This window comes from Amycolatopsis sp. CA-230715, assembly GCF_018736145.1.
Lineage (GTDB): Bacteria > Actinomycetota > Actinomycetes > Mycobacteriales > Pseudonocardiaceae > Amycolatopsis.
In genome coordinates, this window is the sequence record NZ_CP059997.1 from 5,063,443 (window position 1) to 5,087,983 (window position 24,541).

Here is a 24,541-nt window from a genome sequence, read left to right on the forward strand (position 1 = left end):
GGGCTGAACCCTCGGCGACCCCCGTCCCTCCCCCCTGGCGGGGGTCGCCCCTTTTCCTCTCCCACCGTTGCCGGGCACGGTCCGCGTGCGCGTGATCATCCCACCACGCACCGACATTTCCCGTTCCGGCGGTGCCCGCGCGGGCCGGGTTGTCCACAGCACCCCGGTTGTCCACAGGCGGGCCCGATCGCTCTTGTCCGCGTCGCCGGATCGGCGCGACGGTGGAGGCCCGGACGCGGTGGCGGATCCACCGGACGGGTCGGCACCGGGTATCGGCGCGGCTGCGCGCTGACACCCCGGATGCCTCGGGAACCCTTGGGGGAGCACATGACCGGGAAGAGACCGCTCGTCGTCGCGAGCGATCCGACACTGCTCGACGAGATCCTGCGGCTGGCCGCCGCCGCGGGCTGCGAAACCGAATGCGCGCCCGATCTCTTGGCGGCGAAGCAGAGCTGGGAGCACGCGCCGCTGGTGCTCGTCGACGAGCGCACGGCGACCGGCGGGCCGTTGCCGCGGCGGGCGAAGGTCGTGCTGGTCAGCAAGGGACCGCCGGAACCGGCCACCTGGCAGCACGTTTTCCGCAACGGCGTGGAAAAGGTCATCTCGCTGCCGGACGACGAGGCGGGCCTGCTCGCCGCGCTCGCCGAAGTCGTGGACGGCCCGGACGTCCCTGGCGGGCGCGTGCTCGCGGTCGCCGGCGGGCGGGGCGGCGCGGGCGCGTCGGTCTTCGCCGCGGCGGTGGCGTTGCGCGCGGCCACCGAAGGCACCGCGATGCTGGTCGACTGCGATCCGCTCGGCGGCGGGATCGATCTCTTGCTGGGCGCGGAGTTCGACACCGGGCTGCGCTGGCCGGAGCTGCGCCTCGGCTCCGGCGGGGTGTCGATGCCCGCGTTGAACGCCGCGCTGCCGCGCCGCCGGACGGTGCACGGTGAACTGCCGTTCGTCGCGTGCGACCACGACGGCCAGGGGCCCGCGGCGCAGGCGGCCGCCACCGTCGTCGAAGCGGGGCGGCGGGCCGGGTACTTGGTCGTGTGCGATCTGCCGCGAAGTCCCGGCGCCGCCGCGATGGCGGTGCTGGACCGCGCGGATCTCGCCGTGCTCGTCGTGCCGATGGAACTTCGCGCCTGTGTCGCGGCGAAATGCGTGCTGCGGCGGTTCGGCCGGTACGCGGACAAGGTGCGGCTCGTCGTGCGCGGCCCGTCGCCGAGCGGCGTGACCGCCGAACAGGTCGCCGAATCGGTCGGTGCGCCGATGCTCACCACGATGGCCTCGGACCGATGGCTGCCGAAAGCGGTGGAACGGGGCGAGTTCGAGCCACGGCCCCGCAGCGCGCTCGGCAGGGCCGCGCGCACCGTCCTCAGTGAACTGACCACGCCGCGCACCGCGGAACGGGTCCTGTTGTGATCGGGCAGGAAGCGGCGGCCACTGACCTGGTCCGCCGCGTCCGGCTGCGCCTCGCGGGCAGCGGCACCGGCGATGATCCGGAGGCCGTCGCCGACGCCGTTCGCGCGGAGGCGGGAGGTCCCGTCGGTCACGGCGACGTGCTGGCCGCGTTGCGGTCCGTGCGCAGGGAGTTCTTCGGCGCCGGGCCGCTCGAACCGCTGCTGGCGGAGCCGGGGGTCACCGATGTCCTCGTCACCGGGCCCCGCGAAGTGTGGGTGGACGGCGATTCCGGCCTGCGCCGAGTGGACACCGAGTTCGCGGACGAGGAGTCGGTGCGCAGGCTCGCGCAGCGGCTCGCGTTCGCGGCCGGGCGGCGGCTGGACGACGCACAGCCCTTTGTGGACGGTTGGCTGCCCGGCGACGGCCCGCACGGCAGGATCCGGCTGCACGCGGTGCTGCCGCCGATCGCGGCCGAGGGCACGTGCGTTTCACTGCGGGTGCTCCGGCCCGCCGCGCACGACCTGCCCGCGCTGGCCAGGCTCGGCACCTTCGACGGCGATGGCGAGCGCGTGGTCAGGGCCGTCGTCGCCGCGCGGCTCGCGTTCCTGGTCACCGGGGCCACCGGCGCGGGCAAGAGCACCCTGCTCGCCGCCCTGCTCGGCGAGATCCCGGCGGACCAGCGCATCGTCTGCGTCGAGGACGCCGGAGAACTGCAACCGCGGCATCCGCAGTTCGTCCGGCTGACCGCGCGCCCGCCGAATGTCGAGGGCGCGGGAGAGGTCACGGTGCGCGACCTCGTGCGCCAGGCGCTGCGCATGCGCCCGGACCGCCTCGTCGTCGGCGAGGTGCGCGGCAGGGAGGTCTGCGAACTCCTCGCCGCGCTCAACACCGGCCACGAAGGCGGGGCGTGCACGCTGCACGCCAACTCGCCGTCCGAGGTGACGGCGAGGCTGGAGGCGCTCGCCGCGCTCGGCGGCCTGTCGAGGCCCGCCTTGCACAGCCAGCTCGGCGCGGCCGTCCAGGTCGTGTTGCACATGCGGCGGCGCCCGGCGGGCAGGCGGCTCGCCGAAATCGGCCTGGTGTCGCGTGTGGACGGTGCGGTCACCATTCGTCCGGTGTGGACGGAGGGCCGGTGGACGGAGCACCGCGGCCGGTTCGAGCGATTGCTCGGCACGCGGGGGGTGCGGCCGCCGTGGTGACTCCCGCCGTTGGTGCGCAACGGTTTCCCGGAAGGGCGTGGCCGTCGTGGTGACGTGCTCGCTGCTGTTGTCCGGCTGTGCCCTGCTTTCCTGGCCCGCGGCCGGTTCGACCGCGCGCCTGCGAGGGTTGGCGGGATCCGGCACCCGCTCTTGGCGGTTGCCCGCGGGCTGGTGGCGTGTCGCCTCGACGGTGGGCGTGGTCGCGCTCGCCGCGGTGGCAGGCGGTCCGGCCGCCGCGATCGCGGCGGGATTGCTCGTCGCCGCGGTCCGCTGCCGGTGGCGTGCCCGGAGCCGGTCGCGCGACCGCCACACCCGCGCGGCGGCGCTGGCCGACGCGATGCGCGCGATGGTGACCGAACTCCGCGCCGGGGCACATCCGGCACGGGCCGTCGAGGTCGCGGCCGAGGATTGCCCGCCCGCGCTCGCGGGCGAACTGCGCGAGCTGGCGGGGCACGCCAGGCTCGGCACGGTTCCCCGTGACCACGCGGGCGGAGCGACGGACGCACTGCGCCGCGCGTGGGCGCTCGCGGACGAACACGGTGTCCCGCTGGCCGAGGCCGCCGATTCGGTGCGCCGCGGTGTGGTCGCCGAGACCGCCTTCGCGGCCCAATGCGAGGCGCGCATGGCGGGGCCGCGTGCCAGCGCGGCGGTGCTGGCGTTGCTGCCCGTGTTCGGGGTCGCGCTCGGTGAGGCGATGGGTGCTTCCCCGGTGCGGGTGCTCACCGGGACGACAGCGGGCCAGCTGCTGGCCGTCGCCGGGTGCGCGCTGCTGTTCGGTGGCGTCGTGTGGAGTTCGCGGGTGACCGAGCGGGCGGTGGCACGATGATCGCCCCGGCCGTGCTGGCGTGCTCGCTCGCCCTGCTCGTGTCCCCATCGCCGAGCTTGGCGCGGCACCGTCTCCGGCGGCTGCTTCCGGCTGAGCGCCGCCCTCGGCGGGTCCCGGACGCCAGATCGCTCGCACTTCTGGTGGCGCTCGCCGCCGGGGCCGTGGCGTTCACACTCGGCGGCTGGCCGGTGGGGGCCGTACTCGCGGTCCCGTGCGGCGCGGTGGCTTGGCTGCTCGTGATCAGGAGGCGCGCCAGGAGCCCGGCAGAACCGCAGCGGCTCGCGGCGACGTGGGATCTCCTCGCCGCGTGCTTGCGCGCCGGGTTGCCGGTGCCGACGGCGGTCGAAGCCGTCGCGGGCGGTGCTCCCGGCGAGGTGGCGAACGCTTTGCGCGCCGCGGCGAGGCTGCTCGCGATGGGAGCCGACCCGGCCGAGGCGTGGGCGCCCGCCGCCGAGCTCCCGGCGACCGCCGAACTGGCCAGGGCGGCCAGGCGCACCGCGAGGTCCGGCGCCGAGCTCGCCTCCGCGGCCGCGGATCTCGCCGCACAGGCGAGGGCGCGCCTGTCGGACGAAGCCGAGGCCCGTGCGCAGCGCGCCGGCGTGCTGATCACCGGGCCGCTCGGGCTGTGCTTCCTGCCCGCGTTCCTGTGCCTCGGCGTGGTGCCGGTGGTCATCGGGCTCGCGAGCACGCTCACGATCCCGCACTGACCATCCGCACCGGACTATCCACAAAGGACGAACAAACGAGAAGGGGAACCACCATGCGAAGGCACTACCTCCGGTCCGACCCGTTCGGGCTGTTCGACGGCGACGACGGCATGAGCACCACCGAATACGCGATCGGCACGATCGCGGCGGCGGCGTTCGCGGCCGTGCTCTACGTGATCGTCACCGGGGACGGCATCGTCGACGCCCTGACGGGACTGGTGCGCGATGCGCTCGACTTCAAGCGCTGACGTCCCGGCGACCGCGCGAGGGGACCCCGAGGCCGGCGCCGTGACGGTCGAAGCGGCGATCGCGGTGTGCGCGCTGGTGTTCGTGCTCGGGCTCGTCCTCGCGGGGTTCGCCGCGGTGTCCGGTCAGCTCCGGTGCACCGACGCGGCGAGCGAGGCGGCGAGGCTCATCGCGCGCGGCCAGCGGCCGCTCGCGGAACGGGCGGTCGCCGAGATCGGTCCGCCCGGCGCGGTGCTGACCACCACCGGCGAGGCGGGCGCGGTGCAGGTCGACGTCCACGCCGCAGCGCTCGGCGGGATGCTGCCCATCGACCTGCACGGCACGGCCTACGCGGTACTGGAACCGGGGGAAGGGAGCGGGCGTGCGGGCGGCTGATCAGCGCGGGTACGCCACGGTGTGGGCCGCGACGGCGATCGCGGCGCTCCTGTCCATCGCGGCGCTGGTGATCTGCGGCGGCGCGGCCGCCCTCACCCGGCACCGGGCGGGCGGGGCAGCGGACCTCGCGGCCTTGGCCGCGGCGGGGCGGGCAGCCGACGGTGAGCAGGCGGCGTGCGCGCAGGCGGGCCTGGTGGCGGTTCGGATGGGCACCCGGCTGGTGAGCTGTCGCCTGGCGGGCTGGGACGCGCTCGTCGAGGTCGACTGTCCGCCGCCGCGCCCGCTCGACCGGTTCGGCCCCGCCTCGGCGCGGGCGCGGGCGGGGCCGGTCGGGAAGGAGGGGCGAGCGGTCGCTGGACGCTGAGCGGTCCGCGGGCCGTGCCGGTCATCTGCGCGCCGCACGGTGAACGGTCGGCTTCGCCCGGACGAGTGTGATGGCCGCCGCACGAGCAGCGGTAGGCCGGGCGCGGCGAACGGTCGTCGTCCGACGGGCCGGTTTCTCCCTGTTGTTCGCCCGAATACGTTGCGTGTCAACGAAAAGGAGGCTCGGATCGCGGATCACGGACGGTTGCCTGGTCCAGACCGCTTGTCGCGCACCACGGGGCCCGCGCTGTTCGGCGGGGCGAACCTCTGCCGTGCGTTCACCGTCCCGTAACCGCCGGTTGTCGAGCGCCGCTTCCGGCGATCTGCAAATTGCCGTTGAGTGAGATCAGACACCAACGGCGCGTCACACCCGGCGACAACGGGTTCGGAGGCGCCCCCACAGGCGCAGGACCCCCAGAGAGGTAGAAGCAGGACGATGTTGGACACCGATTGGTCGGACAGCTGGCGTGGCGCGTTCGGGATCGAGCTGCGTGCCGAGGCCATCGGCCTCGCTTCGCGCGGCTGGCCGGTGCTCCCGGGCACGTGCCCGGCCCCGGGCGGGGACACCCCGTGGTTCGGTCCCGTCCCGGCGCACGAGAACTGGCGCGAGCAGCTCGGCGCGCACCCGCACCGGATCGCCGAGTGGTGGACGGGCAACCAGTACAGCCTGCTCGTGGCGACCGGCATCGTGCTCGACGCGGTCGAGGTCGACGCCACGGTCGGCAAGCGGGCCGCCCGCCTGCTGCGCGCGCTCGGCCACCCCGCGCCGATCGTCGCGATGCCGAACGGCCGCTGGCTGTTCCTGACCAAGGTCGCCGAGCGGGTCCCCGCCGAACTGGCCGCGCACGACGGCGTCCGCTTGCACGGCGAGGACAGCTGGATCCCGTTGCCGCCCACCCCGTTCCAGCACGGTGTCGTGCACTGGCGGGTCAAGCCCGAGGTGTGGGGCTGGCAGCTGCCCGAAGCCGAGGCAGTGCACGAGGTTCTGGTGCGCGCGCTCGACGAAGAGGCCGAAACGGTTCCGCCGCTGGCAGCGGCGAGCCGTTCCGCGGCCTGACCACCACTCACCGACCACCAGAGTGGCCGGACCGGCCGCCGTGACGACGCAAAGCCCCGAGCACGGCATCCAGTACGGCCACCGCCCCCGCCTTGTCCAGTGGTTCGTTGCCGTTCCCGCATTTCGGTGACTGCACACAGGACGGGCATCCCGCCGGGCACTCGCAGGAGACGATCGCCTCCCGCGTAGCGGCCAGCCACGGGACCAAAGCGGCAAAACCGCGATCGGCGAATCCCGCACCCCCGGGATGGCCGTCATGCACGAACACCGTCGCCTCCCCGGTGTCCGAGTGCAACGCGGTAGACACCCCGCCGATGTCCCAGCGGTCGCACGTAGCGAACAGCGGTAGCAGGCCGATCGCCGCGTGTTCGGCGGCATGCAGGGCGCCGGGGACGCGCGCCGGATCCAGTCCGGCGCCCCCCGGCGCCCTGCCACTCTCCCCGGTCCCCGAAAGCAGCTCATCCGAAAGCGTGTACCAGACGGCGCGCGTGCGCAGGACCTGTTCCGGCAGGTCCAGCGGAATCTGGTCGAGCACCGCCCCGGACGGCAGGCGCCGCAGGTACCCCACCACCTGCTCGGTCACCGCGACCTCGCCGAGGCACACCGTCACCTCCCCGAAGTCCTCCCGCCGCACCGTGTTCAGCACCGAGATGTCCACGACCTGGCGCGGTGCGGTGTTCCACTCCGGGTCCTCCGCGTGCACGAGCGCCAGCCCGCCTTCGAGGTCGAGCTCGTCGACCACATAGGACGAACCCTGGTGCAGGTACACCGCGCCGGGATGCACGGCGGTGCACGCCGAACCCGGTGACACCGTGCCGAGCATCCGGGAGGTTTCCGCCTCCACCACCGCGATCTGCTCGCCACCGGAACCGCGGATGTCCACGTCGCCGTGCGGGCGTTCGCGTGCCGTCCAGTACCAGCCGCTCGCCCGCCGCCGCAGTACCCCGTCGGCGACGAGATCGTCGAGCACCGCCTTCGCCGCCTCGCCACCGAACGCGTCGAGCTCCGCGGTGGTGAGCGGTAGTTCGGCGGCCGCGCAGGCGAGCTGCGGCGCGAGCACGTACGGGTTGCCGGGATCGAGCACCGCCGTTTCCACCGGGCGGTCGAGTATCGCGGCGGGGTGGTGCACCAGATACGTGTCGAGCGGGTCGTCCCGCGCGACGAAGAGCACGAGCGCTTCGTCGCCGGAGCGCCCGGCGCGGCCAGCCTGCTGCCAGAACGACGCCAGCGTGCCGGGGTAGCCCGCGAGTACCACCGCGTCGAGCCCCGCGATGTCGACGCCGAGTTCGAGCGCGTTCGTCGTCGCGACCCCGAGCAGTTTTCCGCTCAGCAGAGCCTTTTCCAGCGCCCTGCGTTCCTCAGGCAGGTACCCGGCGCGGTAGGCGGCCACCAGCCCTGGCAGCTCGGAGTCCACTTCGGACAGTATGCGCCGCGCGCCGAGCGAGGTGAGTTCGGCGCCGTGGCGCGACCGGACGAACGCGAGCGAGCGCGCGCCTTCGATCACGAGTTCGGCGAGGATCCGCGCCGCTTCGGCACCGGCGGAGCGGCGGACGGGCGCGCCGTGCTCGCCGGAGAGGCTGTCGAGCAGCGGCGGCTCCCACAGCGCGACGGTCCGCGCGCCGCGGGGCGACGCGTCGTCCCGCACGGCGGCGCAGTCGAGCCCGGTGAGCCTGCTCGCGAACTCGGCCGGATCGGCCGTGGTCGCCGACGCCAGCACGAACACCGGTGACGAGCCGTACCGCTTCGCCACCCGCTGGAGCCTGCGCAGCAGCAGCGCCACGTGCGAGCCGAAGACGCCGCGGTAGCCGTGGCATTCGTCGACCACCACGTAGGCGAGTCTGCGGAAGAAGCGCGCCCATCGCGCGTGCGCGCCGAGTATCCCGAAGTGCAGCATGTCAGGGTTGGTGAAGACCCAGCGCCCGTGCGCGCGGACCCAGTCGCGTTCCTCCATCGCGGTGTCCCCGTCGTAGGCGGCCGCGCGGACGCCCGGCAGGTCCAAAGAGGACACCGAGCGGAGCTGGTCCGCGCCGAGCGCTTTCGTCGGCGACAGGTAGAGGGCGCACGTCTTGTCGTCCTCGACGAGTGAGGAAAGCACCGGGAGCTGGTAGGCGAGCGACTTCCCGGACGCCGTCCCGGTGGAGACCACGACGTGCTGCCCGCCGTGCGCGAGCGCCGCCGCTTCGACCTGGTGCTCCCACGGCTCGCACACACCGCTGGCCCGCAGCGCTTCGACGACCCGCGGCGCGGCCCACGACGGCCACTCGGTGGTGCGGGCGGCGCGGGCGGGCTGATCGGCGACGTGGGTCACCGGGTTCTCGTCCGCCGGGATGCCCGCGGTGACCCTGCCGAGCAGATGCCGCGCCCGTCCGTGCGCCGAAACCCCCGAGCCCTCGTCCACGTGCCGAGCTTCGCACAGGGGTACGACAACGCGGTACGACCGTCCGTGACGGCGGAGGCACGCGAAAGGCGGTACCGGAGCGCGGCGAGAAGTCCTTGCCGCACCTCGAAAAGCGGCTTCGTGAGCAGTCTCACACCTACTACGCTGCGTGTTCTGGCCGGGACGCCTTGCAGAAGCGGGATGCAGTACCAATACACTCCGGCGAACCACACTCCATGTGGCGAGCGTCATGCCGGATCGCCGGTGAGCTCCGCGGGCGGCCGCGCACCACGCGCCGAAGCCCGTGGGCTTTCCGGCGTCCGGGGTGCCGCTCGGTATCCCAGGCCAGCGTCGGCGGGTTCCACGGCCGGCGCCCGGCCTCAGGCGACGTTATCCAGGAGGACGGATGTCCCGGCAGTTCCTCGCGGAGGGCTTAGAGCTCTCCGGAGGTGACTACAGCATCGTGGCTGTGGTCGCCGTGGTCGCCCTTGCCGCACTCGTCGTTGGCTACTTCCTGCTGAAGGAGGTGCTGGCCGCCGGCCAGGGCACCTCGAAGATGCAGGAGATCGCCAAGGCGGTGCAGGAAGGCGCGGCCGCCTACCTCAAGCGGCAGCGGAACACACTCGCCATTTTCGGCGTGGTGGTGTTCCTGCTGCTGCTCGCCCTACCGGCCGAAGACATCGGCGAGCGGATCGGCCGTTCGGTGTTCTTCCTGATCGGAGCGGGTTTCTCGTTCACGATCGGCTACCTCGGCATGTGGCTGGCCACGCAGGCGAACCTGCGGGTGGCCGCCGCTTCGCGCGAGGAAGGCGGGCGGGAGAAGGCCACGCGCGTGGCCTTCCGCACGGGTGGCGCGGTCGGCATGGCGACCGTCGGGCTCGGGCTGTTCGGTGCCGCGGTCGTCGTGCTCGCCTACGCGGGCCAGGCGCCGAAGGTGCTCGAAGGCTTCGGGTTCGGTGCCGCGCTGATCGCGATGTTCATGCGTGTCGGCGGCGGTATCTTCACCAAGGCCGCCGACGTCGGCGCCGACCTGGTCGGCAAGGTCGAGCAGAACATCCCCGAGGACGACCCGCGCAACGCCGCGACGATCGCCGACAACGTCGGCGACAACGTGGGTGACTGCGCGGGCATGGCCGCGGACCTGTTCGAGTCCTACGCGGTGACCCTGGTGGCCGCCCTGATCCTGGGCAGCGTCGCCTTCGGCACGAAGGGCCTGCTCTTCCCGTTGATCGTGCCAGCCATCGGCGTGATCACCGCGGTGATCGGCGTCTACATCACGAAGGCGAAGTCCACCGAGAGCGGCCTGACGACGATCAACAAATCGTTCTACATCTCGGCGCTGATCTCGGCGGTGCTGTGCACGGTCGCCGCGTTCGTCTTCCTGCCCAGCAACTTCGCGGGCTTCGGCGACGCGTTCGCGGGCACCGAGGGCAACCCGGCGGTGATCGCCACCTTCGCGGTGATCATCGGCATCGTGCTGGCCGGCATCATCCTGTGGCTCACCGGCTACTTCACCGGCACCGAGTACAAGCCCGTCAAGGACGTCGGGAAAACCTCGGAAACCGGTGCGGCGACGGTCATCCTGTCCGGCCTCTCGGTCGGCTTCGAGTCCGCTGTGTACACCGCGATCGTGATCGGCGGCGCGGTGTTCGGGGCCTACCTGCTCGGCGGCACGGTGGCGCTGTTCGCGGTGGCGCTGGCCGGAACCGGCCTGCTCACCACGGTCGGCGTCATCGTCGCGATGGACACCTTCGGCCCGGTTTCGGACAACGCGCAGGGCATCGCGGAGATGTCCGGCGACGTCGACGAGAAGGCCGCGCAGACCCTCACCGAGCTGGACGCGGTGGGCAACACCACCAAGGCCATCACGAAGGGCATCGCGATCGCGACGGCGGTGCTGGCGGCTACCGCGCTGTTCGGGTCCTACCAGGACTCGATCAAGCAGGCGCTGCGCGACGTGTTCGCCAACGGCGGCGACCCGAACTCGGTGCCGAAGTCGTTCATGGACAACATCGTTCAGCCGAACACGCTGGTCGGCGTGCTGATCGGCGCGGCGGTCGTGTTCCTGTTCTCCGGGCTCGCGATCAACGCGGTCTCCCGCGCCGCTGGCGCGGTGGTCTACGAGGTGCGCCGCCAGTTCCGGGAGATCACCGGGATCATGGAGGGCACCGCGCGTCCCGAGTACGGCCGCGTGGTCGACATCGTGACCCGCGACTCGCTGCGCGAACTGGCCACGCCCGGCCTGCTCGCGGTGTTCGCGCCGATCGCGGTCGGCTTCGGCCTCGGCACCGGCGCGCTCGCCGGGTACCTGGCAGGCGCCATCGCCACCGGCACGCTGATGGCGGTGTTCCTCGCCAACTCCGGTGGTGCGTGGGACAACGCGAAGAAGCTGGTCGAGGACGGCAACCACGGTGGCAAGGGCTCGCCAGGCCACGAGGCGACCGTCATCGGTGACACCGTCGGCGACCCGTTCAAGGACACCGCCGGCCCGGCGATCAACCCGCTGATCAAGGTGATGAACCTGGTCTCGCTGCTGATCGCGCCCGCGATCGTGCAGTTCTCCGTCGGCCCGGACGCCTCGGCGGGGCTGCGCATCGCCATCGCGGTCGTCGCGGTGCTGGTGATCGCGGTCGCGATCGTGGTGTCCAAGCGCCGCGGCACCCAGATCGCGGACACGCCGAGCGACACCCCGGCGGGAGCCACCGCTTCCTGACCGGGTGAACGAACCGGACGGGTCCGTCACGCATCGTGCGTGACGGACCCGTTCTTTTTCGTCCGTGCCCCTTCCGGCGACACCTCGTGACGATTGATCACGCCCTGTCGAGCCCGGCGACTTGCGTTAGGCCACTTGGCCGGTACCGTCGAGTCCGCTGCGCCCACAACCACGGGAGGTGTTCGCGTGCGGCCGGGAAAGACCGCTCTTGCCGCGCTGGTCTCCGTTCTGGGACTTTCCCTTGCCGCGTGCGGGCAGCAGCCACAGAGAGTTTCGCCGGGTGCCGAACCGGACGGCCCTGGCATCTCGCGTGGTGAAGCCGAGCAACAGGCGCCGACCGTCCGCTGGACCGACGAATACTGCCTCGCGGTGGGCAAGCTCGTGCAGTCCCTGTCGGTGATGCCCGCGGTGGACCCGTCGAGCACGGAACGCGCGCTGCAGACCTCGAGCAAGCTCCTCGGCACCATGATCACCGGCCTCGACGACACGTTGCAGCAGCTCCGGCAGCTGCCGCCGTCCCCGGTGCGGTCGGGCGAGGGCGTGCGCGACACGGCGATCGAGACGTTCAGCGGCGCCCGCGCCAAGGTGGCCGCCGCGCGCCAGCGGGTCGACTCGACGCCGCCGGGCGACCCGAGCGCGAAGGACGCGCTGAGCGCGGCGAGCGGCCCGATCGACGAGGTGTCGAAGATCGGCCTGCTCGACGGGTTCACGACCGTGCCGGAGCTGTCCACGGCGAGCGCGCAGGCCGTGTCGTGCCAGCAGCTGACGAACCACGGCGGCCCGTCCGCGAGCCTGAGCCAGCCAGGGACGCGCTGACCGGGATCCGCGCTGGCGTGGCGGCGGCCGGAATCGAACGCGTGTTCTATCCTGGCTGCCGTGGAACAGCTGTCGTTCTTCTCCGCCGAGGCGAGCGGCCCGCGGATCGACGATCTCGCCGGGGTGCTGTGCGGCCACGGGCGGCTGGTCTCGTTCGGCCGCACCGCGGCGCGGCTGTCCGTGCTGGTCGGCGACCGGTGGCGGGCCAGGGTCCTGCTCGGCGAGTTCGCGCTGCGCGGGGTGCGGGCGGAGGTCGTCACCGGCGAGGACGGCGGCCTGCTCGTGCGCACCGCGTTCCGGGCCGATTTGCTGCCGATGTCCGTGGCTTGGGAGTGCGCGGGCGGCTCCCGGGGCCCAGGAGCGTCCGAGAAGGCCGTTCCGCCCGGTTTCCACCTCGACGGTGCCGTGTTGCGCCTGTGGGCGCTGGCGAGCGGCTGGCGGGCTGAGAAGGGCTACGTGCTGCCGCTGGACGAAGAAGCGCCGGAAACGCACGAACCGCTCGCCGCCGCGCTGCGGGGATCCGGCCTCGGCGGGAAGACGCTCGGGCCGCGCGCCGGCGGCCCCGCGATCCGCGTGTCGGGGCGACGGCGGCTCGCCACGCTCGGCGAGCTGGTCGGGAAGGCCCCGCCGGAAGCAGAACTCGCCTGGCCGGAGGAAATCCCGGCCAGGCGAGCGGAAGCGTCCTGACGACGTTTAGCGGGCTAAACGCGCTTCGGCTTCGGCAGCACGCAGCCCGGCTTGGCCAGGTCGATGCGGTTGCCCGCGGAAACGCAGTTCGCGAACCAGTACGTCTGCTGGCCGTAGGTCAGGCCCTGCTGGTAGGTGACCTGCCCGTTCTGGTCGACCTCGCACGGGTTGTTGAGCGTGCACCGCTCGCCGTCGTCGTTGCCGGTGTTGTTCACGCCGACGACCTTGTTGCTGGCGTCGTCGATGATCGGCGAGCCCGAGGTCCCGTGGATCGTGTCGCAGGTCGAGGTGTAGCGGATCGAGTCCTTCCAGGTCCAGTCGCCCTCGCGGAGCTGGTAGACGAACTTGTCGATCGAACAGGTCCAGGTGCGGGTGAAGTACCCGGACTTGATGCTGATCGCCGAGCCCGCGGCGGGCTTCGCGTCGGACAGCGTGAGCGCCTTGCCCTTGAGCGTGCTCGCGATCTGGGCGTAGGTCTTGTCCAGCTGGTAGAGCGTCACGTCGGTGTCGGTCATCGTGCTGTAGGCGATCTTGTTGGCGCGGAGCGTGCCGAGCGACCGGCCGTTCTGGCCGAGCAGTGTCATCGTGCGGCTCGACGGCTTGTTCACCTGCACGACGCCGGGGCCGGGCATCCCGTTCTCGTTGCAGTGCCCGTTCGTGAGCGCGAGCGCCGGGTCGGAGTCCTGCGACGCGGGCAGCCGCACGAGCGAGCCGGAGCAGTTGCTCAGCTTGATGATGCCGGTGTAGTCGACAGCCGCGGCTCCGGATCCCGGCGCCGCCGGTGCCGCGGTCGCGGCGGTGGCCGGGATCGCGCCCATGGTCATGGCGAGCGCGGCCCCGGCGACGGCGGTGCCGAGTACTCTGGCGAATCGCCTGGTCATAGTGGGTTCCTTTCGGGTGGTCGGTGGAGTAAGTCAACAGCTGGCCCGGCGGGCCCACCACCTGCGAACGGCGGGTATTCGCCCGGTCACCGTGGGCCCAGGTGTCCCGAGCCGCTCGCCACGTGCTAGGTGTGGAATAGAAACGCCGTCGCCATCGTCTCCGATGCGCTGGGAGTAACACCTGACGGCGTGTTGCGCGACCTGAGCGCAGGGAAGCGGCCCGTTGCGTGCACACTGACGGGTCGAACAGGCGCCGCGAGTGCGGCGGGGATGAGCGGAGAGCGGGACAGCGTGGCTGGATCGGCACGGACCAACAAGAGCGGTACCGGTGCGAACGGCGCCGGGCGACGTCGGCTGGTCATCGTCGAGTCGCCGACCAAGGCCAAGAAGATCGCGCCCTACCTCGGCCGCAACTACGTCGTGGAGAGCTCTCGCGGCCACATCCGCGACCTGCCCCGCGGCGCCGCCGACGTGCCGGCCAAGTACAAGGGCCAGTCGTGGGCCCGCCTCGGCGTCGACGTGGACAACGACTTCGAGCCGCTCTACATCGTCACCCCGGACAAGAAGTCCACGGTCACCGAGCTGAAGTCGCTGCTCAAGGACGTCGACGAGCTCTACCTCGCGACGGACCCCGACCGCGAGGGCGAGGCGATCGCCTGGCACCTGCTCGAGGCGCTCAAGCCGAAGGTGCCGGTCCGGCGGATGGTGTTCCACGAGATCACCGAGCAGGCCATCCAGACGGCCGCGGAGAGCACCCGCGAGCTCGACGGCGACCTGGTCGACGCGCAGGAAACGCGCCGCATCCTCGACCGGCTCTACGGCTACGAGGTCAGCCCCGTGCTGTGGAAGAAGGTCATGCCGAAGCTCTCGGCAGGCCGCGTGCAGTCGGTCGCGACCAGGATCGTGGTCGAGCGCGAGCGCGAGCGGATGAAGTTCACCTCCGCCTCGTACTGGGACATCGGCGCCACGATGGACGCGGGCGCCGACGCCACGCCGCGGAACTTCCCGGCACGGCTGGTCGCCGTGGACGGCGCGCGGCTGGCCACCGGCCGCGACTTCGGCGCGGACGGCCAGCTCAAGGCGGCGTCGAGCAAGGCCGAGGTCCGGATCCTGGACGAGGCCGAGGCGAACCGGCTGGCCCAGGCGCTGCGGGCGCGCGATTTCAGCGTCACCAGCGTCGAGGAGAAGCCGTACACCCGGCGGCCGTACGCCCCGTTCATGACCTCGACGCTGCAGCAGGAGGCGGGCCGCAAGATGCGGTTCACCTCCGACCGGACGATGCGGATCGCCCAGCGGCTGTACGAAAACGGCTACATCACCTATATGCGTACCGACTCGACGACGCTGTCGGAGACGGCGATCTCGGCGGCGCGCAGCCAGGCCACGCAGCTTTACGGCAAGGACTACGTCGCCGACAAGCCTCGCCAGTACACCCGCAAGGTGAAGAACGCGCAGGAAGCCCACGAGGCGATCCGTCCCGCCGGTGAGGTGTTCCGCACGCCGGGCCAGGTCGCGAAGGACCTCGACACCGACGAGTTCCGGCTCTACGAGCTGATCTGGCAGCGCACGATCGCCTCGCAGATGGCCGACGCCAAGGGCACCACGATGTCGGTGCGCATCACCGGCACAGCCACGAGTGGCGAAGAGTGCACGTTCTCCGCGTCCGGCCGCACGATCACCTTCGCCGGGTTCCTGAAGGCCTACGTCGAGTCCGTCGACAGCGAGGCGGGCGGCGAGGCCGACGACAAGCAGAGCAGGCTGCCGAACCTGGTCAAGGACCAGGCGCTGACCGCGGCGGAGCTGACCCCGGACGGGCACACCACCTCGCCGCCGCCGCGCTACAGCGAGCCGAGCCTGATCAGCAAGCTCGAAGAGCTGGGCATCGGCCGCCCGTCGACCTACACCTCGATCATCAAGACCATCCAGGACCGCGGCTACGTGTGGAAGAAGGGCTCCGCGCTCGTCCCGTCCTGGATCGCGTTCTCCGTGGTCGGGCTGATGGAGCGGCATTTCGAGCGGCTCGTCGACTACGACTTCACCGCGGGCATGGAGGACGAGCTCGACCGCATCGCGGCGGGCGACGAGCACCGCACGCAGTGGCTGTCGAAGTTCTACTTCGGTGGCGACATGGGCGTCGACGGGTCCATCGGGCGGCTCGGCGGGCTGAAGAAGCTCGTCGACGGCAGCGTCGAGGGGATCGACGCGCGCGAGATCAACTCGATCCCGATGTTCACCGACTCCGACGGCCACGACGTCGTGGTCAGGGTCGGGCGGTACGGGCCGTACCTCGAGCGCGAGGTGGACGGCGCGTCGCAGCGCGCGAACCTGCCCGAGGACCTGCCGCCGGACGAGCTGACCGCGGAGATCGCGGAGAAGCTGTTCGCGACGCCGCAGGAAGGCAGGGTGCTCGGCACCGACCCGGTGAGCGGGCACGAGATCGTCGCGAAGGAAGGGCGCTTCGGGCCGTACGTCACCGAGGTGCTGCCCGAGCCGGAGGAACTGCCCGAGACGGCCACCGCGGCGGAGAAGAAGGCGGCGAAGGCGAAGCGCCCGAAGCCGCGCACGGGCTCGCTGTTCAAGTCGATGGCGATCGAGTCGATGACGCTGGACGACGCGCTGAAGCTGCTTTCGCTGCCGCGCGTGGTGGGCAAGGACCCGGAGTCCGGTGACGAGATCACCGCGCAGAACGGGCGGTACGGGCCGTACCTGAAGAAGGGCACGGATTCGCGGTCACTGGAGACCGAGCAGCAGATCTTCGACATCACGCTCGAAGAGGCGCTGAAGATCTACTCCGAGCCGAAGCGCCGCGGGCGCCAGGCCGCCGCGAAGCCGCCGCTGAAGGAGCTCGGCGACGACCCGGTGTCCGGGAAGCCGATGGTGGTCAAGGACGGCCGGTTCGGTCCGTACGTGACCGATGGCGAGTACAACGCGACCCTGCGCAAGGCCGACAGCATCGAGGACCTGACCGCGGACCGCGCGGCCGAGCTGCTGGCGGAAAAGCGTGCGAAGGGCCCGGCGCCGAAGCGGAAGGCACCGGCCAAGAAGGCGACCACGGCGAAGAAGACACCGGCGAAGAAGGCTCCGGCCAAGAAGTAGCCCGCTCGTCCCTTCGAGTGGCGCGAACACCTGTTCGACGAAAACTGTCGGTGGGGTGCGGTCTACTGTTCTCGTGGCAGAGAACCCAGTAACCGTGTTCGATCTGTTCGAGGACGCCGTCCGCCCGGTGCTCGAGGCGGTGCCCCGGCGCGCCGGCGTGGAAGACTTGTACAACCCCGAAATCCGCGACGAGGACATCGGCAAGCTCGACGTGGGGTCCGCCGATCCGGCCGATCTCGTCGCGGAGGCGGAGCGCTATCTCGACCTGGCCGATTCCATGGCGAGAATGGGGATCGGCGAGCACGGCGTGCTCAACGAAACGGGGCGCCGCGTCTATTCGGTCATGCTCAAGGGGCCGGTCAGGTCGGTGCTCAGCGGGGTGCACGAGAACGCGCCGTCCCCGTTGGACATCAGGGCGTACGCCGACGAAGAGGCGGGCATCCTCTGGTACTGGCGGGGCGACGGCACGGTGTCGATCCGCGGCAGCCTGTTCGAGGAGCTGCCGGACAAGATCGCCGAGCTGCTGCCGGAGCATCCCGCTGGGCACAGCAAGGCGATCCGGATCCGCGCCGGGCGCGAAGGCGTGGTCCCGGTGGGCCAGCGGCGCAAGGCCGAGGCCGTGCGGGAGATGCTCGCCCGCCCGCGCACCGGCACGATCCTGCTCGACCTGATGGCGTTCGGCACCGTGTTCGCCGAGTACCCGCGCCACGGGTTCGCGGTGATCGACAACGATCTCGGCCGGTACGCGCTCGCGGTGCACGACACCGAGGGCGAGGGCGACCCTTCGGACTGCTCGCTCGTGCTGTGCGAGTTCAGCGCCGAGGCGCTCGCGGGCTGGATCGACGTGTGCCTCGAACTGGCGATGGGAGGGCGCGAACAGGATTGACGAAACCGCACGGAGCGCAGTGACGGCGATCACTCTTCCGGTCGATCCATTGAGGACGGTCCCGAAGCGACTTTCACGCAGTGTCACCGGGTTCGGACCGAACGGCCCAACGCGATGCCTTGCGCAGCGTAACCCCGGTGATGCCCGATGGGCGGATGCGGTGCGCGGGGAAGTCACTACCCTGGAACGGGAAACCCAGGCCAGCAAAAGGTGGTCACCATGAGTCCCGCCAAGGACAACGGCGAATACGGCGCGCCGTTCGACAGCGATGGCACCCAGGAAGCCAAGCCGGACACCGCGTTCACCGATCCGCTCTCCGGTTTGGTCTCCTCCGGTTCGGATTTCGCGGACCAGGACAGGTTCGAGCCGGTCAAGGTCGTGACGCCGGTGCAGCCGGATGTGGACGCGGTCAGGGCGATGGTGGATTCGACGCTCGCCGAGGACACCGGCCAACTGCCCGCGATCACCGCGGAGCAGCCGGGCGAAGCGGCGGAGGACGTCGCCGTGCCGCTGCAGGGCCCGGCGCCGCTTCCGGAGCAGCAGCCGGCGGGTACCGCGCCGGGGGACCCCCTCGGCATGCTGCCGCAGCAGCGGACCTGGCCCGCCCGCCAGGTTCTGCGGCCGGGGCAGCGGATGGTCCAGCGCGCGGGCAAGATCGCGAAGTTCAAGCCGAACGTCTCGCTCAAGGCCCCGAAGCCGTCGGCGGGATCGGCCGGAGTGATACTCGCCGTGGTGCTGCTCGTGGTGTTCGGGGTACTCGCCATCCAGATGGTGTCCAGCCTGATCGACAGCATCACCGGCCTGTTCAACTGATCTCCTCACCCCGCCGGGCTGCCCCGTTCGGCGGACCCCCGCCACCGGTGCGCGGCGCCGGACAGCGATACCCTGACGGCAGGTCGACGGGCCCGCCTGCGCGTTCGTCGGCACTGCGCTGACCAGCGCAGCGGTGACGAGTTGGGGTGGAGCCGATCAGCGAGGGCGTGCCTGGGGGAGCTACCGCCGGCGCGGAGGCGTCGGCGGTGTCCGGCGCGTCCACGATCTACCGCGTGCGCCGCGTGCTCGCGATCCGCTCCTTCCGCAGGCTCTGGGGCGTCACCTACCTCTGCAGCGTCGCCGACTGGCTGACCATCCTCGGCCTGACCGGCATGGTCACCAAGCTGACCGAGAACTACATGGCGCAGAACTTCGCCTTCACCGGCGTGCTGCTCACCGGCATCCTCCCTGGCCTGCTGTTCGCGCCGGTCGGCGGTGTCCTCGCGGACCGGTTCGACCGCCGGAAGGTGATGTTCTTCGCCGATCTGGCGCGCTGCGGGCTGCTGCTGTCGATCGCGTTCGTCGGCAACGGGCTCTGGCTCTACATCGCGAACTTCCTGGCCAGCGCCAGCGCGATCATGTGGATCCCGGCGAAGGACGCCGCGGTGCCGAACCTGCTGCGCAGGCCGGACCAGGTCGAGACGGCGAACCAGCTCGGCATGGTGATGACCTACGGGTTCGCGGTGATCACCGCGGGCGGGCTGTACGGGATCATCACCTACATCGGCCCGACGCTGCACATCTCGCCGACACTGCTCGGCCCGCTCGGGTTCGCCAAGGTCGTAGTGATCATCATTTCGCTGCTGTACCTGGCCAGCGGGCTCATCCTGCTCACCAGGATCCCGGAGCTCTCGCTGCGCGACGTGCACGGCACCGACGCGGCGAAGGAGCGCGAGGCCAGGCCGACCAAGGCCGAAAAGAAGGCAGCCAAGGAGGCGGCCACCGGCGAGGGAACGGGGCTGCGCGGAAGGTTCGGCGAGGCGGCCAGGTTCATCCGCACCACCCCGCTCGTGCGCGGCCTGCTCATCGGCGCGTTCGGGGCGTTCGCGGCCGGTGGCGCGGTGATCGGGTCGGCCAAGCCGTACTCGTCGAGCCTGCTGGCGGGTGACTCCGCGTTCGGCTGGCTCGTGGTGGCGGTGTTCGCCGGGCTGGTCGTCGGGCTGGCCGGTGCGCCCAAGCTGGCCAGGCGGCTGCCGCACGACCGGCTCTTCGGTGCCGCGATCGTGGTCGCCGGGCTCGCGCTGGTCCTCGTCGCGCTGTCGCCGCACCTGGCGATCTCGCTGGTCACCGTGGCCGTCGTCGGTGCGTGCGCCGGTGCCGCCTTCCTCACCGGGGTCACGATCATCGGCTCGCAGGTCGACGACTCGATCCGCGGCCGGGTCAACGCGATGTACCAGTCGATGCTGAAACTGGTCGTCTTCGGCTCGACCGCGGCGGTCCCGCTGCTGATCGGCCTCGTCCGCCCGCACGACGTGAACGTGTGGGGCAACCCCATCCGCATCGACGGCACCCGGCCGGTGATGCTCGTCGGCGGCCTGTTCGCCGCGCTGCTCGGCGTGATCGCCTACCGGCAGATGGATTCCCGGCGCGCCGAGCCGATCCTCGCCGACCTCCGCAACGCCATCCGCAGGCGGCCGCGTCGCGTGAACGGCCTGCTGATCGCGCTGGAAGGCACCACGGCGACCGATACCGCCACGCAGGCCAGCAGGCTCGCCGAGTGGTTGCGCGACGGCCCGCGCGCCGTTGTGCTCGCGGCGGACCCCGCGCTCGACGACAAACGGCTCGAAACGTTGGTGTCCGGTGCTTCCCTGTCCGGCGCGCGAGCGCAGGCGCTGGCGGCCGCGGCGGTGCGCGCGGACATCGTGGAGCGCGACATCCAGCCCGCGCTCGACGCCGGGGCCATCGTGGTGATGGAGCGCTTCGTCGACTCGCCGTTCGCGCACCTGTCCGCCGTCGCCGGGCTGGACGTCGAGGAGCTCGAAGGCCTCGCCGACTGGGCGACCGGAAGGCTGCGGCCGGACGTCACCGTGCTGCTCGACGCCGATCCCGGCCAGGAGCTTCCCGGCACCCGCACCGCCGACCAGCACTGGCGCGTGCAGCACCTGCTCGCCGAAATGGCGGCGGCCGATCCGGACCGCTACGTCGTCGTCGACGCCGAGGGCACCGACGACGAGGTCGCCGAGCGCGTGCGCACCGCCGTACGGGCGGTGTTCGCGGGCAGGCGCGGCGGGCTGGTCCCGCCCGAACCCGTGCTGGCCACCGTCGACCCAACCCCCGAGGCGGACTCGAAATGACCGGTCCCACCGTCACCGCGCCCCTCCGTGCCGGTGTCTGGTCCCAGCTCGTCGGCCAGGAGCCCGCGATCGAGATGCTCGCGTCCGCCGCGACCGCGGCCGCGCGCATCGTCGACGGCGAGCCCGTGACAGCGGGCGCGATGACGCACGCTTGGCTGCTGACCGGACCGCCCGGGTCGGGCCGTTCGGTCGCGGCGCGCACGTTCGCCGCCGCGCTGCAGTGCAGCACCGGGACCGGCTGCGGCGGCTGCACCGGATGCCACACCGCGCTCGCCGGCACCCACGCGGACGTCAAGCTTGTGGTGCCGGAGGGCCTGTCGATCTCGGTCGCGGAGATGCGCGCGCTGGTGCAGGCCGCGGCGCGGAAGCCGACCACGGGCCAGTGGCAGGTCGTGATCATCGAGGACGCCGACAGGCTCACCGAAGGCGCTTCGAACGCGCTGCTCAAGGCCGTGGAGGAGCCGCCGGAGCGCACCGTGTTCCTGCTGTGCGCGCCGTCGGACCACCCGGAGGACGTGTCCGTCACGATCCGCTCGCGGTGCCGCCTCGTCACGCTGCGGACCCCGCCCGCCGAGGCGATCGCCCGCGTGCTCGCCGAACGCGACGGCGTCGAACCCCAGCTCGCCGAGTGGGCCGCGTCGGTCTGCGGCGGGCACATCGGCCGGGCCAGGCGGCTGGCGATGGACGAAAGCTCGCGCAAGCGCCGGGCGGCCGTGCTGCGCATCCCGCTCGGTCTCCGGCGTCCCGGTGACGTGTTCACGTGTGCGGAGGAACTGATCTCGGCGGCCGAAGCGGACGCCACCGAGGAGAGCAAGTCCCGCGACGAGAGCGAGCGCTCGGAGCTGCGGACCGCGATGGGCGGCGACGGCACCGGCAAGGGTGTCGCGTCCGCGAAGCGGGCGGCCGAGGCGGCCGTGAAAGCGCTCGAGAAGCGCCAGAAGTCCCGCGCGACCCGGACCCAGCGGGACACCCTCGACCTCGCGCTCGTCGACCTCGCCGGCTTCTACCGCGACGTGCTGGTGGCCTCCAGTGGAGCGAAGTCCGTGCTGAACCACCCGGACCACGCGTCGGAAGTCGCCTCCGCCGCGGCACAGTGGACCCCCGAATCCACCCTGCGCCGCCTCGAAGCCGTCCTCGCCTGCCGGGAAGCGATCCTGTGGAACGTGAAGCCCCGCATCGCCGTGGAAGCCATGGTCACCGCCCTCCGCCAAGGCTGACCCCCGGACGACATTTAGCCCGCTAAATGCAGGCCGACGCCGCGCGCCCGGCTGGGGGCCCGGAGCGCGTTTAGCCCGCGAACTGCGCCGAGCCGAAAAGAAGGGTGGCCGCTCGCGAGCTGGTCGCGGGCGGCCACCCTGGGGGTATCCGGTCAGGTCAGTCCCGCGGGCGCGGTGACGGCTTGAACGGGCGCTGGGTCACCGGGACCGGACGGCGACGGCGGCCGGGCATGGCCGCGACGAGCACGACGCCGACGAGCAGCATCGCCGTGCCGGACCAGAACAGCGGCACCGCCGAGTACGCGCCGGCGGTGTAGGCCAGGTTCTTGGGCACGCCACCGGGCTGCTGGCCGCCACCGGGCGCGGGCGCCGGGGGTTTCGTGGTGCCGCACTGCACACCACCGGCCGGTGCGTAGGCCCTGGCCACCTGCTCACCGAGGGAAAGCTGAGCCAGCGACGAGGGCAGCCCATCCGCGACGTTCTTCGGCAGCAGGTTCTTCAGCCCGACAGTGGGGAGTACCTGCACGTCGAGCAGGCGAGCCGAGGCACCGAGCTGATAGCCCTTGAAGGGCGTCGTCATGTCGGCGCCCTTCTTGTCGAGGCCCGCCACGCTCAGCCGGAGCACCCCGAGGTCCAGCACGAAGTTCTTGGCCGCGTCGGTCAGCGGCTTGAGGCCGCCGCCGACCAGGTCGACGAGCCCGTTGACGACCGGCACGTTCTTGAGCTGGTCCGTACCGGCCTTCTGCGCTTCCAGCAGGCCGCTGAGCGGCAGCCCGAGCGGGATCTCGGCGGGCTTGCTCGCATCGAAGGTGAACAGTTCCTTGCCGCCGCTCATGAGCTTCAGCACCGGCGCGGTGTAGTCGACCTTCGAGGTCTTCGCGTCGCCGGTCGAGGTGACCTTCAGCGTCGGCTGGCTCGCCACGGCCACGGAGAACAGGCCACCGAGGATGTCGACCTTCGCCGCCTGCATGGTCGAGGTGGACTCGACCGCCTTGTTCTTCGTACCGGGCATGTCGACGAGCTTCACGACCGAGCGGGAGGAAAGCGCGTTCGGCACGTTCACCAGCGAACCCTGCGCCTGGGTCTGCCCACCGCCGGAAAGCAGCCCGCCGAGCGCGCTCAACGGGTTCGTCGGGTTGAGGCCCTTCTCGACCTTGGCGCCGTTCGGCAGGTTGAGCTGGTCGAGCGAGATGCCGCTCAGCGACGGGATCACGTTCAGCAGCGAAAGGTTCGCGACCGAGGTGCTGGCGTCGGAGATCGTGTCGACGCACGGGCCGAGCGTGTCGCTCCACCGCGCGTGCGCGCTGCCGTTCAGCAGCCCGATGTTCAGCAGCGGGTTCTTCGGCGCGTTGAGGCCGCCACTGACCGGCTGCGGGTTGTCGGGCAGCGCGGTCTGGGCGAGGCTGCCCGGCGCCTGCGGGCTGTTCCCGGCGATGGAGAGGCCGAACGGGGTCGCCTGCGCGATCGAGCGTTCGTAGGTGAGGTACGACTCCGAGTTCGCTTGCGCGCTGGACAGGCCGACGCCGCCTTCGAGGGCGGACTGCTTCGGCAACTGCTCGCCGACACCGGGCAGGATCGCGCCGGTGGTCACCGCGTTGGGCAGCAGGCGCAGCATCCCCAGCGCCGTGCCCGCCTCGCCGACCGCGTGCCCGAGCGGCTGCGGCTGGGACGGCGACGAGATGGGCGCCTGGCCGGGGTTCGCGGGCTGCGGGATCGGCGTGGTGGGGATGGTCGTGTCGGCGAGCGCCGGTGTGGCGGACAGCGCGAGCATCGCTGCCGTCACGGGGAGAGCCAGCGTGCGGGGCAGGCGTCCGCGCATAGGTGGGGTCCTCCTGAAGACGTGTGCCGGCCCGGGGGTGACCGGCGTCATAGGAGGCTAACGACAATGGGTCCGAGAAGTGACGCGCGGGCCTACCGCTACACTGTTCTCCGTCAGCGCGGGTCACCGACGCGCTGCGCCGCCTTAGCTCAGTCGGCCAGAGCGGTTCACTCGTAATGAACAGGTCAGGGGTTCGATTCCCCTAGGCGGCTCCGCAAAAAGGGCCCTCCGCGATTCGCGGAGGGCCCTTTCTCATGACAGTGTTTTCACCCGATCGGCGCCGCTCACTCGGGCGGGTCGAGCGCCAGCACCTTGGCGGTGACCGTGCCGCCCGGCGTCTGGTAGCTGATGTCGTCCCCCTTCGAGGCGCCTTGGAGTGCCTTGCCGAGCGGGCTGTCCGCGGTGAGTTCGCCCTCCTCGCCCGCGACGGTCATCAGGCGCAGCGTTTCCTCGTCCCCGTCGTCGTAGCGGAGCTTGACGGTGGTGCCGTCGGGGAAGAAGCCGTTGTCCGCCGGGCCGTAGGTGAGCAGTTCGGTGATCTCGGTGATCCGGCGGTCCAGCCACGCCAGGTGTTCCGACCGCTCCAGCACGTCGGCCTGGTCCGCGCTGTCGCCGGCCATACCGCGTTCGTCCACGGAGCTCGCGTTGGAAGCCCGCTGCGCCCGCAGCCGGGTCAGTTCTTCTTCCAGTTCGCGGCGCGCCTGTGCGCTCAGTCGGGATCCCATTCCCCGAGTGTCCGACGACCCGCGGGGCCGCGCCACCGATGCGCGAGTGATGCGTAGCGCA

20 protein-coding genes and 1 tRNA gene are annotated in these 24,541 nt (G+C 71.6%); 17 read left to right on the plus strand and 4 right to left on the minus strand.

The window, feature by feature from the left end; translation table 11 throughout:
- Positions 1 to 327: 327 nt before the first annotated feature.
- The 8 genes from ssd to HUW46_RS24430 all read left to right on the plus strand — a co-directional run bounded on the left by ssd (position 328) and on the right by HUW46_RS24430 (position 6,156).
- Complete coding sequence (gene ssd, locus HUW46_RS24395) at positions 328 to 1,404, plus strand: septum site-determining protein Ssd (RefSeq protein WP_215549480.1); 1,077 nt, start codon at positions 328 to 330, stop codon at positions 1,402 to 1,404.
- On the plus strand, positions 1,401 to 2,582 hold the full coding sequence (locus tag HUW46_RS24400) for a TadA family conjugal transfer-associated ATPase (RefSeq protein ID WP_254126514.1): 1,182 nt from the start codon (positions 1,401 to 1,403) through the stop codon (positions 2,580 to 2,582). Before ssd ends, HUW46_RS24400 begins: the two co-directional genes overlap by 4 nt.
- A gap of 37 nt (positions 2,583 to 2,619) precedes the next feature.
- Positions 2,620 to 3,408, plus strand: coding sequence for a type II secretion system F family protein (locus HUW46_RS24405; protein WP_254126516.1), 789 nt, complete (start codon positions 2,620 to 2,622; stop codon positions 3,406 to 3,408).
- Positions 3,405 to 4,115 (plus strand): type II secretion system F family protein, encoded by a 711-nt coding sequence (locus HUW46_RS24410; RefSeq protein WP_215549481.1) that lies wholly within the window; start codon positions 3,405 to 3,407, stop codon positions 4,113 to 4,115. Before HUW46_RS24405 ends, HUW46_RS24410 begins: the two co-directional genes overlap by 4 nt.
- A 53-nt stretch (positions 4,116 to 4,168) precedes the next feature.
- Positions 4,169 to 4,363: a DUF4244 domain-containing protein gene (locus HUW46_RS24415; protein ID WP_254126518.1), complete on the plus strand. Its 195-nt coding sequence runs from the start codon at positions 4,169 to 4,171 to the stop codon at positions 4,361 to 4,363.
- Between the two features lie 40 nt (positions 4,364 to 4,403).
- The gene (locus HUW46_RS24420) at positions 4,404 to 4,736 is read left to right on the plus strand and encodes a TadE family type IV pilus minor pilin (RefSeq protein ID WP_442860956.1); all 333 of its coding nucleotides are present in this window, start codon (positions 4,404 to 4,406) and stop codon (positions 4,734 to 4,736) included.
- Positions 4,723 to 5,100, plus strand: a complete 378-nt coding sequence (locus HUW46_RS24425; protein WP_215549483.1) for an Rv3654c family TadE-like protein — start codon at positions 4,723 to 4,725, stop codon at positions 5,098 to 5,100. The genes HUW46_RS24420 and HUW46_RS24425 overlap by 14 nt, the downstream gene beginning before the upstream one ends.
- 435 nt (positions 5,101 to 5,535) lie before the next feature.
- Positions 5,536 to 6,156, plus strand: a complete 621-nt coding sequence (locus HUW46_RS24430; protein WP_215549484.1) for a bifunctional DNA primase/polymerase — start codon at positions 5,536 to 5,538, stop codon at positions 6,154 to 6,156.
- A gap of 7 nt (positions 6,157 to 6,163) precedes the next feature.
- Here HUW46_RS24430 and HUW46_RS24435 read toward each other — a convergent pair whose 3' ends face one another.
- A complete protein-coding gene (locus HUW46_RS24435; RefSeq protein WP_215549485.1) occupies positions 6,164 to 8,554 on the minus strand; it encodes a DEAD/DEAH box helicase in 2,391 nt (796 codons plus the stop codon).
- 385 nt (positions 8,555 to 8,939) lie between these two features.
- Between HUW46_RS24435 and HUW46_RS24440 the strand changes: the two genes are divergently transcribed.
- The 3 genes from HUW46_RS24440 to HUW46_RS24450 all read left to right on the plus strand — a co-directional run bounded on the left by HUW46_RS24440 (position 8,940) and on the right by HUW46_RS24450 (position 12,749).
- Positions 8,940 to 11,246 carry a sodium-translocating pyrophosphatase gene (locus HUW46_RS24440; RefSeq protein WP_215549486.1) on the plus strand — a complete coding sequence of 769 codons (2,307 nt, stop codon included), beginning with the start codon at positions 8,940 to 8,942 and terminating at the stop codon, positions 11,244 to 11,246.
- Between the two features lie 186 nt (positions 11,247 to 11,432).
- On the plus strand, positions 11,433 to 12,062 hold the full coding sequence (locus HUW46_RS24445) for a hypothetical protein (RefSeq protein ID WP_254126520.1): 630 nt from the start codon (positions 11,433 to 11,435) through the stop codon (positions 12,060 to 12,062).
- Between the two features lie 60 nt (positions 12,063 to 12,122).
- Entirely contained in the window at positions 12,123 to 12,749 is a 627-nt protein-coding gene (locus tag HUW46_RS24450) for a hypothetical protein (RefSeq protein ID WP_215549488.1), read from the plus strand.
- Between the two features lie 14 nt (positions 12,750 to 12,763).
- Here HUW46_RS24450 and HUW46_RS24455 read toward each other — a convergent pair whose 3' ends face one another.
- The gene (locus tag HUW46_RS24455) at positions 12,764 to 13,630 is read right to left on the minus strand and encodes a trypsin-like serine peptidase (RefSeq protein WP_215549489.1); all 867 of its coding nucleotides are present in this window, start codon (positions 13,628 to 13,630) and stop codon (positions 12,764 to 12,766) included.
- A gap of 270 nt (positions 13,631 to 13,900) precedes the next feature.
- On the opposite strand from HUW46_RS24455, the gene topA reads away from it, so the two are divergent.
- The 5 genes from topA (at position 13,901) to HUW46_RS24480 (ending at position 21,936) form a co-directional block, all read left to right on the plus strand.
- Positions 13,901 to 16,726, plus strand: coding sequence for a type I DNA topoisomerase (gene topA, locus HUW46_RS24460; RefSeq protein ID WP_215549490.1), 2,826 nt, complete (start codon positions 13,901 to 13,903; stop codon positions 16,724 to 16,726).
- 73 nt (positions 16,727 to 16,799) lie between these two features.
- A complete protein-coding gene (locus tag HUW46_RS24465) occupies positions 16,800 to 17,612 on the plus strand; it encodes a hypothetical protein (protein ID WP_215549491.1) in 813 nt (270 codons plus the stop codon).
- A 219-nt stretch (positions 17,613 to 17,831) separates the two neighbouring features.
- Entirely contained in the window at positions 17,832 to 18,425 is a 594-nt protein-coding gene (locus HUW46_RS24470) for a hypothetical protein (RefSeq protein ID WP_254126522.1), read from the plus strand.
- 167 nt (positions 18,426 to 18,592) lie between these two features.
- Positions 18,593 to 20,719, plus strand: a complete 2,127-nt coding sequence (locus HUW46_RS24475; RefSeq protein WP_254126524.1) for a bifunctional MFS transporter/dTMP kinase — start codon at positions 18,593 to 18,595, stop codon at positions 20,717 to 20,719.
- Entirely contained in the window at positions 20,716 to 21,936 is a 1,221-nt protein-coding gene (locus HUW46_RS24480; protein ID WP_215549493.1) for a DNA polymerase III subunit delta', read from the plus strand. Before HUW46_RS24475 ends, HUW46_RS24480 begins: the two co-directional genes overlap by 4 nt.
- A 157-nt stretch (positions 21,937 to 22,093) precedes the next feature.
- Here HUW46_RS24480 and HUW46_RS24485 read toward each other — a convergent pair whose 3' ends face one another.
- A complete protein-coding gene (locus HUW46_RS24485) occupies positions 22,094 to 23,755 on the minus strand; it encodes a hypothetical protein (RefSeq protein ID WP_215549494.1) in 1,662 nt (553 codons plus the stop codon).
- A 138-nt stretch (positions 23,756 to 23,893) separates the two neighbouring features.
- On the opposite strand from HUW46_RS24485, the gene HUW46_RS24490 reads away from it, so the two are divergent.
- Positions 23,894 to 23,967 (plus strand) — tRNA-Thr (locus tag HUW46_RS24490).
- 72 nt (positions 23,968 to 24,039) lie between these two features.
- On the opposite strand, the gene HUW46_RS24495 is transcribed toward HUW46_RS24490, so the two are convergent.
- Positions 24,040 to 24,480, minus strand: coding sequence for a GreA/GreB family elongation factor (locus HUW46_RS24495; protein WP_215549495.1), 441 nt, complete (start codon positions 24,478 to 24,480; stop codon positions 24,040 to 24,042).
- Positions 24,481 to 24,541: the final 61 nt, after the last annotated feature.

What these genes read in the sequence shown, in the direction of transcription:
- ssd (WP_215549480.1), top strand. Translation starts at nt 328, where the DNA reads ATGACCGGGAAGAGACCGCTCGTCGTCGCGAGCGATCCGACACTGCTC.
- HUW46_RS24410 (WP_215549481.1), top strand. Translation starts at nt 3,405, where the DNA reads ATGATCGCCCCGGCCGTGCTGGCGTGCTCGCTCGCCCTGCTCGTGTCC.
- HUW46_RS24415 (WP_254126518.1), top strand. Translation starts at nt 4,169, where the DNA reads ATGCGAAGGCACTACCTCCGGTCCGACCCGTTCGGGCTGTTCGACGGC.
- HUW46_RS24430 (WP_215549484.1), top strand. Translation starts at nt 5,536, where the DNA reads ATGTTGGACACCGATTGGTCGGACAGCTGGCGTGGCGCGTTCGGGATC.
- HUW46_RS24440 (WP_215549486.1), top strand. Translation starts at nt 8,940, where the DNA reads ATGTCCCGGCAGTTCCTCGCGGAGGGCTTAGAGCTCTCCGGAGGTGAC.
- HUW46_RS24455 (WP_215549489.1), bottom strand. Translation starts at nt 13,630, where the DNA reads ATGACCAGGCGATTCGCCAGAGTACTCGGCACCGCCGTCGCCGGGGCC.
- topA (WP_215549490.1), top strand. Translation starts at nt 13,901, where the DNA reads ATGAGCGGAGAGCGGGACAGCGTGGCTGGATCGGCACGGACCAACAAG.
- HUW46_RS24470 (WP_254126522.1), top strand. Translation starts at nt 17,832, where the DNA reads ATGAGTCCCGCCAAGGACAACGGCGAATACGGCGCGCCGTTCGACAGC.
- HUW46_RS24480 (WP_215549493.1), top strand. Translation starts at nt 20,716, where the DNA reads ATGACCGGTCCCACCGTCACCGCGCCCCTCCGTGCCGGTGTCTGGTCC.
- HUW46_RS24485 (WP_215549494.1), bottom strand. Translation starts at nt 23,755, where the DNA reads ATGCGCGGACGCCTGCCCCGCACGCTGGCTCTCCCCGTGACGGCAGCG.
- HUW46_RS24495 (WP_215549495.1), bottom strand. Translation starts at nt 24,480, where the DNA reads ATGGGATCCCGACTGAGCGCACAGGCGCGCCGCGAACTGGAAGAAGAA.